The organism is Bifidobacterium sp. SKU (assembly GCF_026016405.1).
Classification (GTDB): domain Bacteria; phylum Actinomycetota; class Actinomycetes; order Actinomycetales; family Bifidobacteriaceae; genus Bifidobacterium; species Bifidobacterium bifidum.
Genome location: NZ_CP092890.1, coordinates 882,376 through 893,855 on the forward strand (window position 1 = coordinate 882,376; position 11,480 = coordinate 893,855).

General features: G+C 62.0%; 7 protein-coding genes. 5 read left to right on the top strand and 2 right to left on the bottom strand.

The annotated features are described in order from the left end of the window. Positions 1-192 precede the first annotated feature (192 nt). The 3 genes from MMB49_RS03680 to MMB49_RS03690 are packed head-to-tail and all read left to right on the top strand — an operon-like array spanning position 193 to position 3,190. Positions 193-1,293 (top strand): hypothetical protein, encoded by a 1,101-nt coding sequence (locus tag MMB49_RS03680; protein ID WP_047271853.1) that lies wholly within the window; start codon positions 193-195, stop codon positions 1,291-1,293. Next, complete coding sequence (locus MMB49_RS03685) at positions 1,293-2,111, top strand: ABC transporter ATP-binding protein (RefSeq protein WP_047272048.1); 819 nt, start codon at positions 1,293-1,295, stop codon at positions 2,109-2,111. Before MMB49_RS03680 ends, MMB49_RS03685 begins: the two co-directional genes overlap by 1 nt. After that, positions 2,108-3,190, top strand: coding sequence for a hypothetical protein (locus tag MMB49_RS03690; protein WP_022173828.1), 1,083 nt, complete (start codon positions 2,108-2,110; stop codon positions 3,188-3,190). The genes MMB49_RS03685 and MMB49_RS03690 overlap by 4 nt, the downstream gene beginning before the upstream one ends. Positions 3,191-3,204: 14 nt before the next feature. Here MMB49_RS03690 and MMB49_RS03695 read toward each other — a convergent pair whose 3' ends face one another. Next, positions 3,205-4,491, bottom strand: a complete 1,287-nt coding sequence (locus tag MMB49_RS03695; RefSeq protein WP_041775361.1) for a glycoside hydrolase family 3 N-terminal domain-containing protein — start codon at positions 4,489-4,491, stop codon at positions 3,205-3,207. A gap of 116 nt (positions 4,492-4,607) precedes the next feature. On the opposite strand from MMB49_RS03695, the gene MMB49_RS03700 reads away from it, so the two are divergent. After that, on the top strand, positions 4,608-7,871 hold the full coding sequence (locus tag MMB49_RS03700) for a UPF0182 family protein (RefSeq protein WP_047271855.1): 3,264 nt from the start codon (positions 4,608-4,610) through the stop codon (positions 7,869-7,871). A 477-nt stretch (positions 7,872-8,348) separates the two neighbouring features. On the opposite strand, the gene MMB49_RS03705 is transcribed toward MMB49_RS03700, so the two are convergent. Further along, positions 8,349-9,440 carry a CDP-glycerol glycerophosphotransferase family protein gene (locus MMB49_RS03705; protein WP_192829129.1) on the bottom strand — a complete coding sequence of 364 codons (1,092 nt, stop codon included), beginning with the start codon at positions 9,438-9,440 and terminating at the stop codon, positions 8,349-8,351. 151 nt (positions 9,441-9,591) lie between these two features. Here MMB49_RS03705 and MMB49_RS03710 point away from each other — a divergent pair, with 151 nt between their 5' ends. Then, a complete protein-coding gene (locus MMB49_RS03710; RefSeq protein WP_003821388.1) occupies positions 9,592-11,478 on the top strand; it encodes a CDP-glycerol glycerophosphotransferase family protein in 1,887 nt (628 codons plus the stop codon). Positions 11,479-11,480 lie beyond the last annotated feature (2 nt).

Sequence of the window (11,480 nt, forward strand, 5' to 3'; positions counted from 1 at the left end):
GAGAGCAATCAAATCATGCAAGGAGCATGAGCTCAAGCCGGATCTGCTGCTTCTTGATATGTCATCGGAAGGCATCCAGGGTCCTTCGGTATGTCGTAGCATCCGTAGATTCGATGGGAGGGCCTGCTATGAATGGACTTCATAGCATCATATGATGGGTGAACGGGATCATCGAACCAAAGGCGGTCGAGGATGAAAAAACGGCGTAATCGCGGCAAAAACGGCAAAACAGTCGGCAATGGCAGCATCTCCAAGACCCGCAATAGCGGACGTATATCTGTGATATGGCTGCTGCTGGCCGTGGTGGTCGCGGTGTCGCTGACGGTCGGGGCATGCGCTTTGTGGCTGCCCGACCGGGCACCCGCACTGCTCGGCTCCGCCAAGGAGATCACGAGCGCGCCGGCCGGAGTGCAGGAGTACACGGGAGCCACCCAGGTCACCATGATTCCCACGGTCTCTCAGACGCGCGAACTGGTCGGCAACGCCTCCGGCACAGTGACGGAGGACATGTCATCGCAGGGATTGACCTCTGGCAAGACCGCGATGAAGGTCAACGGAGTCTCGGTGGTGGCACTGGCGACAGCCACGCCGATGTACCGCGACCTCGCCACCGGGGACAAAGGCGACGACGTGCTCGCACTCAACAACGAACTCGCACGCCTCGGATTGCCGGCCTCGGCGAAATCCACCACATATACATGGATCACGTCTCAAGGAGTGAAGCAGCTCATGAGCGCCGCCGGCAACACGTCGGACGGTTCATTGCCGCTGACCGACGTGCTGTGGATACCTGCCGCGAGCGTGCGGGTCGGCGAATGGGCCGGCACTGTCGGAGCGACCGTGGCCGGGGGAAGCGTCGTTGGGAAGGTGCCCGGCAGTGTCACGAAATTCTCCATCCAGAACGGGCAGCCGTCGGAACTCGACCGGACGGTCACCCTGATCGGGCAGACCGCCACGCTGAAAGCCGGCACCACCGAAGTGGATGACGCCGAGTTCTGCGCCAGAGTCGCCGCCACACAGGAATTCCAGTCACTCACCAGCGACATGCTCGCCACAGGTCTGGAAGCCAGCGTGCAGCTTGTGAATCCGGTGCAGGCGCTGCGCGTGCCGGCCGCGTCGGTGATCGGCGTCAACGGCAGCAAGGGGTGCATCGTCTCGGGTGGCAGGACCATCAAGGTGTCAATTGTCGGATCCGAGCTCGGGGCGAGTCTCGTCGAGCCCCAAGGCGCCGATGCCGCGGCTATCACCTCGGTTGAGATAGGCAGTGGTTTGACCGGCGAAAGCTGCCGATGATGACGGGGGAAGATGTATACGCCGGTGCCGGAGTCGGTGCCGCGCCGCAGCCGGAGCGATCGGTGAGCGTACATGATTTGGCGCATAGGTTCCCCGGAACGGACGTGTTGTTCGAACATCTGGATTTCACAGCGATACCCGGCCAGACCGTGGCGATATGCGGGCCATCCGGATGCGGCAAGTCGACGCTGCTGTCGATTCTTGCCGGATGGGAGAAGCCGTACCATGGCACGGTGGAACGCAAGAACGTGGAACGTGTAGGCTGGGTGTTTCAGAACCCGTACGGCGTGCCCGGGCGAACGGCTCTGGACCATGTCGTGTTCCCGCTGCTGGCCAAGGGGCTGCGCCGGCGCGAAGCGGAGCCGCAGGCGTTGGAGGCCATGGGGCTGTTCGACTTGGAGTATGCGGCCGACCGGCGGTTCGGCGAACTGTCGGGCGGCGAGGCGCAGCGGCTCATGCTGGCCCGTGCAGTATGCTCCAGATCTGACATGCTGCTCGTGGACGAGCCGACTGCACAATTGGATACGCGCACCGCGCACTCGGTGAGCCACGTGCTCGGGAACCTGGCCGGACAGGGCATGATCGTGCTGGTCGCCACCCATGACCCGGACACGCGCGACGCCTGCGGTCGCGTCATCGACCTGGCCGACTACGCCCCCGGCGATAACGAGGACTCCGGTTTTGCCCCCGCTGGCGGAAACGAACCCGCTGAGCCTACCGATCCCGCCCCCGCTGGCGGGGGCTCCCGCGAAGCGGATGGGGGTGGTCCCACCGACTCAACTGACATCGCCGAAAATGGATCGGAGGTGCGCTCATGAGACTGGGATCCATCATCTCGGAGACGCTGCGCAACATCGCCTCGGGCACCGCGCATGCTCTCACCATGTTCCTCGCCGTGCTGTTCGCCGGCACCCTGCTCGGAGGATACGAGGCGATGTCGGTCATGAGGTTGGAAACCGAAGCCGCGGTGCGCATCCGCGCATTCGCCGACGTGAAAACCGTGGTCGGCGGCAATGTCGACGGACTCGCCTGCGACCGGCTCTCCGACCATGGCGACCCGTCGTTCATTTCCGGGGCGATGCGGTCCGGCCCGCAGGTCGTGCCGCTGGCAACGAAAGGCATCGAACTGTCATCATATGAGGTGACCGCGGGCATGATGCGGCTCATCACCGCCGGAGACCCGCAGGAGGTTCCGGACTCGTCCGGCGTGTGGGTGTCATCCGACGTCTCCCATGATTTCGGTCTCGTCAAGGGCAGCCGCATGCAGACGAATCATGGCACGGTCACCGTGGCGGGCGTGTTCGATTGGCCGAATGACGGCAGGGACATGCGGTTCGCCTATGCGATGATCGCACCGGCGGCATCGAGCGGCGGCGTGTTCCAGGAATGCTGGGCAAAGCAGTGGCCGCAAAGCGACCAGATGGACGAGCTGCTGCTGTCCACCGCCACGAAGAACCCGAAATCGGAGATGCGTCCCGGTGTGACCGCTCTTAACAAGGGGTTCGATGCGCATTATGACGCGCAGAAGGGTTATCTGACCCGTGTGACCCGTTGGATGCCGTATCTTGGACTGGCGGTCGGCCTGCTGCTAGGCGTGATTTCGGTACGCCGCCGCCGGCTCGAATATGCAGGCGCGTTGCACTCGGGCGAATCTAAGGGCGCGCAGCTGCTCGGTATCGAACTGGAATCACTGATCTGGGCAGGAGTCGGCACGCTCGCGACATGCGCGCTGCTCTCCGCGTACGCGCTGCGCATGTCGCAGTCCGACCCTCTTGCCGTGTTGCTGGCCGCCGTTCGTACGCCGCTCGTGTTGCTGGCCGGAGTGCTCGTCTCCTCGCTGTTGACGGGATCGGTGATCCGACAGACGCAGCTGTTCCGCTACTTCAGGAACCGGTAGCGCCTAATCCCGTGTCACTTCGCCAGTCCCATCTGGTATTTCAGGGTCATCACGCGCGTTGCGGAGGCCGTCACCTTCTTCGCGAAGGCCGGGTCGGACTGCGCACGGGCGATGATACCGTCAAGAATCGGCGTCACATATGACGTATCGCCTATGCACGCCAAATCGCCGCCGGCGTCCACCAGACGCACGCCCAGGTCCTTGGTCGCTATGCCGCTGACCGCCGCGGCCGAAAGGGAGTCTGAGATCACCACGCCGTCATAGCCGACGCTGCCGCGCAGCGTGCCGTCGATGATCTTGCTGGAGAACGCGGCGGGCGCCGACGAGTCGATGCGCTGGTAGGTCGCCAGCGACATCATCACCATAGCCGGCTTCGCCTGCTTGATCGTGGTGTTGAACGCGCCTATCTGCTCGCCATCAAGCGTGGTCGTGGTGTCGAGGATGCCCTCGGTCGTGAAATCGGTATTGCCGGTCACCGCGCCCAAACCGGGGTAGTGCTTGACGGTCGCGCCGACGCCCGCGTCGCGCATGCCTTCGACGAACGCGATGCCGTGCTGCGCGTTTCCGTTGGAATCCAAACCGAAATCGCGGTTCAGCGCGCCAATCGGAGCGTTCGAGGAACGCTTGACCTGCACCGTCCCCAATACCGGGGCCAGGTCGACGTTGATGCCGGCTTGCTTGAGCTGGCCGCCCCAGGTCTTTGCGGAGGAGCGCAGCGTGTCAGCGCTCATCTGGCCCTGCGCCACCGCGGACGGCATCGTGTCGAATCCACTGCCCTTGAGATGCTGCACCTGGCCGCCTTCCTGATCGGTGGAGACGATCAGCTGGTTGCCGCTCGGAGCATAGCTTTGCAGCGCGTCAGCGGCGGTCTTGGCTGCGGCTGTGCCGTTGTTCCAGTTGCCGATGAGCACTACGGAACCGACATGGCGTGTGCTGATGAGGGCGCTGAGATCGGCTGGATTGCCGCCTGCGAACATCGGTGCCATGATGAGCTGCCCGGCCCGTTCGTCGAGACTCATCGTGGCGATGGCGCGGCTCGCCTTGGCCGCGGGGGAGTCATCGGCTGCCTTCTGCCGCTCCTGAGATTTCTGCGGTTTCGGTGTGGGGGCCTTGTCGCGGTTCAGCGTCGAAGAGGAGGACTGTGGCTGCGCGAGATGTTCGAGCGTGTCTTTTTGCTGGGGGCGCAGCATCCACCATGCCGTGCCTGCCGCCACAAGGGCCACCACGCAGAGCATGGCCGCGATGATGGTGGGGGCTGAACTGGGGCGCGGCCTCCTGCCGCCGTGTTTGATCTGCTGCATCCTCATATGCACTAGCGTAGGCCATCATGTGTAGTGGTTGTGAAACGGTTGTACGACGGCTGTGTTCTCAGCTCAGAGCATGACCAGCTTTCCTAGCCTTTCGATAGGCTTGTATCATGTCTTTTTTTGATATGTTGGGTATGTTCGATCCCGGCGACGGGCCACGCGGGCCACGTCGGGACTCCGGTGCGACCGATGACGATCCGGTGATCGTCGACGTGCAGGCGGATGGCGACGATCATGGCGAGACGCCATCCGCCGGCAAGGGGGAGCCGCCGAAGCGCGGCGTGCCGAGGCTCACGCCCCGACCGTTGCCGAACGGGCCCAGCAAGGGGACGAAGATTCTGATCGGCGTCGTGCTGGCGCTGGTTGTCGTCGTCGGCCTGTTCTTCGGCCTGTCGCAGTTCATCACGGACCTGATGTGGTACGGACAGCTCGGTTTTCAGAACGTGGTGTGGACCCAGCTGGGTGTCAAGTTCGGCCTGTGGGCGGCGTATGCGTTGCTGATGGCCTTGGTCAGCTATGTGTCCGCTTGGCTGGCTATCCGCGCTCGCCCCGATTCGTCCGACGGCTCGACGTTCCGCATCAAGGACGACGTCATCGAAGTGGGCAAGTCGTTCAGTTCCAAGACCGCGCGTCGCGCCGCCGTGGTCGTGTCGCTGGTCGTGGGCGTGATGTTCGGCTCGCAGTTCAACTCGAACTGGTCTGAGATCCTGCTGATGTTCAACGCGCAGAGCTTCGGCACTGCCGATCCGCAGTTCGGCATCGACAACGGGTTCTATGTGTTTGTGCTGCCCGGTTTGCGGCTGGTGATGTCGGCCGTATCGATGCTGCTGCTGATGGGCATTGTGTTCTCCGTCGTCACGCATGCGATGATGGGCGGCATCCGCTTCACCATGCCGGTGCATGGTCGCGGAGTGCTCGCTGTGACCAAGCGCGCCCGTCGCCAGATCGGCATCTGGCTGATCCTCAACATGCTGGCCTGGTCCGCGCACCAGGTGATCGGCGTGTTCACGCATCTGACCCAGCAGGGCGACCGCATCACCGGCGCCGCATACACCACCGTGCACGCGACCATTCCGGTCACGTTCATCATGGCGGCCATCACCGCGATGCTCGGTGTGTTCCTCGGCGTGTGGCTGATGCGCTCCCATGCGTTGGAAGGCGCCGCCAAGCCGAGTGTCCGCGCCGCCGCGGCTCTCAAGGCGTGGCGTACGCCGGTGATTGCGATCGCCGCCGCGCTGGTCGTCTCGCTGGTGCTCACCGTCGCATGGCCGATGCTGCTGCAGCGGTTCAAGGTGAACCCGAACGCGCAGGAGATGGAATCCACCTATATCCAGCGCAACATCAACGCCACGCAGCAGGCGTACGGGCTCGACAAGGTGAAGGTCGAACAGTACAAGGCCACCACCAAGGGCAAGTCCGGAGCGCTGTCGTCCGAGGCCGAATCCACCGCGCAGATCCGACTGCTCGACCCACAGGTCGTCAGCCCCACGTTCAAGCAGCTGCAGCAGTCGAAGCAGTACTACACGTTCGCCGACACGCTGGCCGTCGACAAGTACGACATCGACGGCGTCAGCCAGGACACGGTGATCGCCGCCCGAGAACTGGATCTGGAAGGCAACGACAACCGCAACTGGGTCAACGACCACACCGTGTATACGCATGGGTACGGTGTCGTGGCCGCATACGGCAACAAGGTGGCGGCGGACGGGCAGCCGCAGTTCTTCGAATCCAGCATCCCCACCCAGGGCAAGCTCACCGAATCGCAGAAGTACGAGCCGCGCATCTACTTCTCCCCGAACGCCCCCGAATACTCGATTGTCGGGGCTCCGAAGGGCATGGATTCGTGGGAGTTCGACTATCCGACCGGATCGCAGGGCGCGACCAATACGTTTGACGGCGATGGCGGCCCCTCGGTGGGCAACATCTTCTCGCGGCTTTTGTACGCGGTTCGGTTCGGATCCGATCAGATCCTGTTCTCCGACCGTGTCACCTCCGACTCGCAGATCCTGTACGACCGTTCCCCCAAGGAGCGCGTCGCCAAGGTCGCCCCGTACCTGACGCTGGACGGCCGCGTGTACCCGGCGGTGGTGGACGGACGGGTCAAGTGGATCGTCGACGGCTACACCACGTCGGACGCCTACCCGTATTCGCAGATGACCGATCTGGGAAGCGTCACGCAGGATTCCACCACCAAGACGTCGAACACGATCCAGGCGTTGGGTTCGCAGAAGGCCAACTACATCCGCAACTCGGTCAAGGCGACCGTCGATGCGTACGATGGCTCCGTCGAACTGTACGCCTGGGATGCCAACGATCCGGTGCTCAAGGCATGGGAGAAGATCTTCCCCGGACAGTACCACCCGATCTCCGAGATATCCGGCGACCTGATGAGCCACCTGCGTTACCCGGAGAACCTGTTCAAGGTACAGCGCGAGCTGCTCGCGAAATACCATGTGTCGTCCGCAGGCCAGTTCTTCTCCGGCGAGGATTTCTGGCAGACGCCGGTGGATCCCACCGAATCGGCCACGGCGCAGCAGCAGGGCGTTCCGCAGCCCCCGTATTACCTGTCATTGCAGACCGGCGGGTCGAAGAAGCCGGTGTTCTCGCTGACCTCCTCGTACATCCCCGCCGGCACGTCCACGCGAGAAATCCTCACCGGCTTCCTGTCGGTGGATTCCGACGCGGGCAACGAAAAGGGCGTAATCGGGCCGAACTACGGCACGATACGATTGCAGGAGCTGCCCAAGGACTCCAACGTTCCCGGACCGGGGCAGGCGCAGAACAACTTCAACGCGAACGCGGACGTGTCGAAGGAGCTGAACCTGCTCGAATCCGGTTCCACCAAGGTCAACCGAGGCAACCTGCTGACACTGCCGCTGGGTGGCGGTCTGGTGTATGTGCAGCCGGTGTACGTGCAGTCCAGCGGATCGACCAGCTTCCCACTGCTCAAGAAGGTGCTGGTGGCATTCGGCGACCAGGTCGGATTCGCCAATACGCTCGACGAGGCGCTCGACCAGGTGTTCGGCGGCAATTCGGGTGCGTCCGCGGGCGATGCCGAGAATTCCGGCAACACGTCTCAAAGCGGTGACGGGCAGAACAGTGACGGGCAGAACGGCACTGACTCCGGTGACAGCAGCGAGAGCAACGGCAACGCGAATGGCAGTGGTACGAACGAGGGCAAGGACCAGAACGGTTCCTCCTCGCAGAGCGGCAGCCAAAGCCCCGAGCTTCAGCAAGCGCTGAAGGATGCGGCCCAAGCGATGAAGGACTCCCAGTCCGCCATGAAGAACGGCGACTGGACCGCCTACGGTGAAGCCCAGAAGCAACTGGAAGAAGCCCTCAACAAGGCCATCGAACTCGACGGTGGCAAGTAAGAGCCAAACCAGAAAACCCCAGTACTGTGAACGCCCCCACACCGGGGGCTGTCATGCGCAGCATGACTGGGGGTGGTTCTCGGCCCAGAACGGCCCCCAGTCATGCTCTACCCATCTGACCATCTGATTCGCTCCCAGCCCGTGTGCCACACTAGGCGAAAAACACCCCAAAATCGCATGGTGTGGTACAGCAGAAGGCCACACCATGCGATGTGAGCCTTCACATCATGTGGTGTGGCAGAATGCGAGTCATGAAAACCGCCATTTTCCAATGATCGGTGGATGAGCCCGGAATCACCCTTGGCCACACCAGCCCCAAAACCCTCAAAAATCGCATGGTGTGGTACAGGCGAGGGCTAGATGGCAGTCGGTCGGTAACCATCCCCACACCTTCTCTCGCGGAAGTCCCATCCGGCGGTCTTCAAACGGAACTTTCGCGGGAGGGAGGGGGCTGACTTGTGGGAAAGGAGAACCTGACTAGCGGGCGGCGATGAGATCGAATACGTGCTCGACTACGCGCGCCGTGCAGGAGCCGTGCTCGGGGATGGCCACGTTGCGACGGATGAACGCCTGATAGGCGGCATGGTCGAAATCGTCGTGCTCGATGGCTCTCACGATCGCCTCGGCATCATCCGTGAACAGCGTCGGGATATCGCGCTTCGGGTCGATGTACAGGCTGCGTTTCCTCGAATAGTCCGGCCAGTCGTACGCATAGAGGAACACCGGCAGGTCAAGCAGTCCGGCCTCATAGATCACGGTCGAATAGTCGCTGATGACGTAATCGGCGACGAACAGCATGTCGTACTGGCTCGGATAGTGCTGGAACACGTGCGGATTGTTGATACGCAGGTCGTCCAACGGATGGCATTTCACGATCAGGTTGTACTTGTCGTAATCGATGGCATCGGCGAGGGCTGCTGCCGCCTGAGTCTGATTGGCGGGCGTCTTTTTGCGGAACGTGGGGCAGTAGACGATGTTGAGCTTGCGCCCGAGTTCCGGGAACTCGCGGATGATGCGTTCGCGCTGCTGCGCCCGGTACGAGCTGTTGATCAGCAGATCGGTGCGGGGCAGTGGCGCCTCGTAGATGATGGACGGGTCGATGTCGAAGCCGCGAGCGTAATCGCTGATGAACGATTTGGATGAGATGAGCACGGACGTGTACCCGCGATGCATGTTCAGCAGCGAGGCGGTGGAGAACTTCCGGCCTTCCTTGGAGCCCAACGCGGTGTATCCGAACCTCTTCATGTTGCCGAGCGCATGCCACATCTGGATGACGGGCACGTCGATGTAGCCGGCGAGCAGGCTTACCACGATGGCGTAGGTGTCGAGCAGCACCGCCTGGCTGGTGGCGATGAAATACAGCTGCCGGATCATATGGAACCCGTATCGTACCGGGTTGTGCAGCTTCTTGGCGAGGATCACCACGGAATAATCCGGATGCGTCTGTCTCACATAATGGCGGATGAGCCGGAAATCGGTGGTCGGTCGGTCGCTCTCGCGACTCAGGCACACAATCCTACGCTTGCGCGGGAACGCGCGGAAGAACCTATATATAAGAAGCATCATCATCCGAACTGCATTAATCAGATGACGTTTCATTCTTGTTCTCCCTTACCGAAGCATCAGGTTGGTGTGTTAGCCGGTCTACCGTAACTGCAACTCTATATATTACATGGGTTACCACAAGGGGAACCACAAGGTGTCGTAAAGGAGCCCGGGGATGTCACTGGACGTTCACCAAATCCGCTGGCGGTCAAGTTACTTGGAGATCGACTATTCCTCGCGGGATGGTGGTGTGCCGTGGCTGTATTGCGTGGGACGTCGCCAGTTCGTTCCGTTCGAGATCGTCGGGCTTGAGAGCGGTGTCCGCCGCGCCCGCCTGAACCTGGTGCTCGGGGACGGGCGCGAGGTGCTTCCCGGCGGCCAATGGATCATCTGCGAGAAAATCAAGGAGTCTGCGCTCTTCAGTCTGCAGGCGCTGTACGCCGAATACCCGCTCATGCCGCAGCGCGTCGACTACGATGTACGTCACCTGCTGCCCCCGGAGTTGCGTGACGATGATGAGGCGGTCGCACAGTACACCGACGAAGAGCGTCTGGAACTGGTGGCTCGGCACCCCTATGTCACCAGCGGAGTCACCTACGACGATGAGGTGCTGGAGCGGCTTGACAATCTCGACCGCGTGTTCCGCTACGGCAAGAACAGCTACGCCTATACTGGTGTGTTCGTGCCCAAGACGAATCGTGCCGGTCTCATCTATCTCGCGTTGCACATGCAGTTCTTCCAGCGCAACAAGACCCCGCGCCACCGTCAGCGCAGTCGTCGCCAGATGCAGAAGGACGTTTTCGCGGCGACGTACTCGGTGATGACCAAGCTGGTGCCGCGCAAGCGCAATCGAATCCTCTTCCTCAAGGAGAACGGCGAGGGCCCGACGGAGAATATGGAGGCGTTGCAGAGCCGCATGATCGAGCGCGGCATGGACAAGCGCTTCGATATTCGTGCCCGGTACCGCAACGTATTCGCGGGCAGGCAGAACATCGTCGCCTGGCTGCGCGACCTGTTCGAGATCGCCCGAAGCCGGTACGTCTTCATCGACGATTACACCCCTGTATTCAACTTCATCGACCCCGGTGAAGATGTGACGCTGACGCAGATCTGGCATGCCGGCGTCGGTTTCAAGTCGGTCGGCTATGCCCGTTTTGGTCTCAAGGGCTCGCCGGATCCGTACAATTCCGCGCACCGCCGATACACGTACGCGCTGGTCGGCAACGAGCACCTGCGTCGCATCTATTCCGAGGTGTTCGGCATCGAGGAGGAGGCGCTGCTCGCCACAGGCATGCCCAGGCTCGACCATTTCCTCGATGAGAAGGTCGAGAAGGAATACCGCGAGGAGATGGCCGACAAGTTCCCGTGGTCGGCCAAGGGACGCGTCATCGTGTTCGCTCCGACGTTCCGCGGCACCGGTCAGCGCACCGCGTATTACCCGTATGACGAGATCGACATGGATCGTCTGTACCGCATGTGTGTCGAGACGGACACGTATTTCGTGTTCGAGATGCATCATTTCATCCGCAAGCGTCCGGATATCTCTGCCGAGTACGCCGACCGCATCTTCGACCTGTCCGATGAGAGCCTGACGAAGCTGTTCTTCATCGCCGATGTGCTGGTGACCGACTATTCGTCGTGCTTCTACGACTACCTGTTGCTCAAGAAGCCGGTAGTGTTCTTCGTGCCCGACAAGACCGCGTACTCGCTGATCCGTGGTGTGCAGCGGTCCATCGACGAGATGGCGCCGGGCGTGGTGTGCGATACGTTCGACGAGTTCCTGGACGTGCTGAGGACTCGCCATTATGAGACGGTTTCCCCTCACCCCTCGTCCATCGACCGCGCCGCCGAGCGCAGCGGACTCGCCAGCGACCGCGCCATCGACACTATTATCTACGGCAAGGATGTTCCGGGTGTGCGCAAACAGGCCTCCGGTAAGGGAGGCGCGGTGCCGGTCCGGCAGTCCGACAAGTCGGCCAAGTCCGAAAGGAAGGCAAAGGAACTGCTGGATTCCAAGGTCGCCGACAAGGATACCAAGTCCGCCTCCGACGAGGAGGAGTGAGC

Coding starts and splice junctions, on each gene's coding strand:
- MMB49_RS03680 (WP_047271853.1), top strand. CDS start 193: ATGAAAAAACGGCGTAATCGCGGCAAAAACGGCAAAACAGTCGGCAAT.
- MMB49_RS03705 (WP_192829129.1), bottom strand. CDS start 9,440: ATGATGATGCTTCTTATATATAGGTTCTTCCGCGCGTTCCCGCGCAAG.
- MMB49_RS03710 (WP_003821388.1), top strand. CDS start 9,592: ATGTCACTGGACGTTCACCAAATCCGCTGGCGGTCAAGTTACTTGGAG.
- MMB49_RS03700 (WP_047271855.1), top strand. CDS start 4,608: ATGTCTTTTTTTGATATGTTGGGTATGTTCGATCCCGGCGACGGGCCA.
- MMB49_RS03685 (WP_047272048.1), top strand. CDS start 1,293: ATGACGGGGGAAGATGTATACGCCGGTGCCGGAGTCGGTGCCGCGCCG.
- MMB49_RS03695 (WP_041775361.1), bottom strand. CDS start 4,491: ATGCAGCAGATCAAACACGGCGGCAGGAGGCCGCGCCCCAGTTCAGCC.
- MMB49_RS03690 (WP_022173828.1), top strand. CDS start 2,108: ATGAGACTGGGATCCATCATCTCGGAGACGCTGCGCAACATCGCCTCG.